The sequence below is a fragment of the Streptomyces jumonjinensis genome (assembly GCF_009600885.1).
In the GTDB taxonomy this organism is placed as follows: domain Bacteria; phylum Actinomycetota; class Actinomycetes; order Streptomycetales; family Streptomycetaceae; genus Streptomyces; species Streptomyces jumonjinensis.
This window is the reverse complement of the sequence record NZ_VCLA01000114.1, coordinates 1-1,781: the sequence shown is the minus strand read 5'-3', so window position 1 is coordinate 1,781 and position 1,781 is coordinate 1. Positions and strand designations below refer to the sequence as shown.

The following is a 1,781-nucleotide window of genomic DNA, read 5'->3' as shown; positions in this document are numbered from 1 at the left end:
GGGTCGTCCCGCCCTGCGGACTCAGCCCCGGCGGAGCCGGCGGCCGGGGCTGCGCGGGCTTGGCCGGAGCCGCCTGAATTCCCGGCGGCGGACCGGCCGGTGCTCCGGAGGGCACCGGGCCAGCGGGCGCGGGACCCGAGGCGGCCGTGCCGGAGGCGGGTGCGGCAGCGGCAGCGGTGCCGGTCGATCCCGGTGCGCTGGTCGCTTCGGTCGCTGGCCCGTCTGTCCCGGTGGTTCCCCCGGTGGAGCCGCCGGTGCCGGTGGGCTGGCCGGGGCGCTGGATGAGCGGTCGGCCCTTGTCGCCGTCGGTGCGGGGGCGGCGGATGAGGGGCTGGCCCTTGTCGCCGGTGGCGTTCGGGTCCTCGCCGAACCGGAAGGTGGTCTGCGGCGGCTCGTCCCCGGAGATCCCCTCCGGGGAGGTGTTGCCTCCGGCCGGGTTGATCCCGGCGGCGACGCCTCCGGCGCCCTGGCCGGGGACCTTGGCCGGGCCCTGCGGCGCGGGCATACCCGTGCCGGCCTGCATGGCGAGCTGGCCTGCGGTCTTCGCCGCCCCGGCCGCGACCGTGACCCCGGCGATGCCGGTGCGGTGCAGGTCGTCCTGCCCGCCGCCCTCGGCCGCCCAGTGCACGAACTTGTACGTCGCGTACGGGCACAACAGCACCAGGACCATGATCACGATTCCGGCCATGGCGTCCGACAGCGCGCCGAGACCGTCGGCCGGGTCGGTCTTGCCCATGGCGGAGACGCCCAGGAGGAACACGATCGTCATCAGCAACTTGGAGACGATCAGGGAGCTGGTGGCCTCGATCCAGCCCCGCCGCCAGCGGCGGGCGACCTCCCAGCCACCGCCGGCCCCGGCGAACACCGCCAGCGTCACCAGGATCAAGATCCCCACTTTTCGGGCGACCATGACAGCCCAGTACAGGAAGGCGCCGATGGTGGCACCGAGGGCGACGATCGCGGGGATGCCCCAGCCGAGCCCGTACATCGCCCCGTAGGAATTGACCTTGATGACACGGCGGATCGCGTCATCGACCGAGGAGTTCGCGGCCTTGAACAACCCTGCGGACAGGGCGTCCACGATGGTGAGGGCGACGGTGGTGCAGGCGATGGCGGCGAACGCGAAGAAGACGCCCGCGACGGTGCCGGTCACGGCCTGGAACAGGGCCCGCTCGTCCCGCCGCCACGCGGCCCGTATGAGCTGCAGGCAGAACGTGCCGACGATCAGCACCAGGCCGATCGGGAGCAGCAGCTCGTAGTTCTCGCGGAACCAGGTCGCGTTGAGGTCGACGGCGGTGGTCTTGTCCACGGCCTGGGCGGCGAGGTCGGCGGCGGCTTGGGCCATCTCGCCCATGGACTTGGCGATCCAGGCGCCGATGCCGTCCGTGATGGCCTGGCCGGTCGAACTCGCCACGCCGCCGACGGCGTCGCAGACCGTGTTCATCAGGGGCAGATCACATGCTGAAGGCATGGTTCACCTCCTTTCGGTTCATGGGGCGGTGGTGGGCAGGACGGCGGCGAGAGCGCAGTCGCGGTCGGGGCGGCACTGGACGGCGAGCGTCGAGGAGCGGGGCTCCGAGCCGGTGCCTTTGTCGGAGCCGGTCCAGGCGATCGACTGACGGCCGGTGACCGTGACCGCGTAGATGTACGCGTCGGTGATCGCCCCCGGATCGGCGGCGAGCGCGGTCTTGAGCGCCTGCGGGAAGTGCCCCTCGCCGACCGTCGCAGTCGCGTACTGGGCCTGGTCGCCCATCCGCGACCACAGCACCGGATCCGGCACC

At 72.7% G+C, this 1,781-nt stretch carries 1 protein-coding gene and 1 pseudogene; both read right to left on the bottom strand.

Annotated elements, in window-relative coordinates:
- A partial coding sequence (locus FF041_RS13235; protein ID WP_456154181.1) for an SCO6881 family protein occupies positions 1-1,471 on the bottom strand: 1,471 nt, incomplete at its 3' end.
- 18 nt (positions 1,472-1,489) lie between these two features.
- Positions 1,490-1,781: pseudogene (locus FF041_RS37815) on the bottom strand (hypothetical protein); the annotation flags it as partial.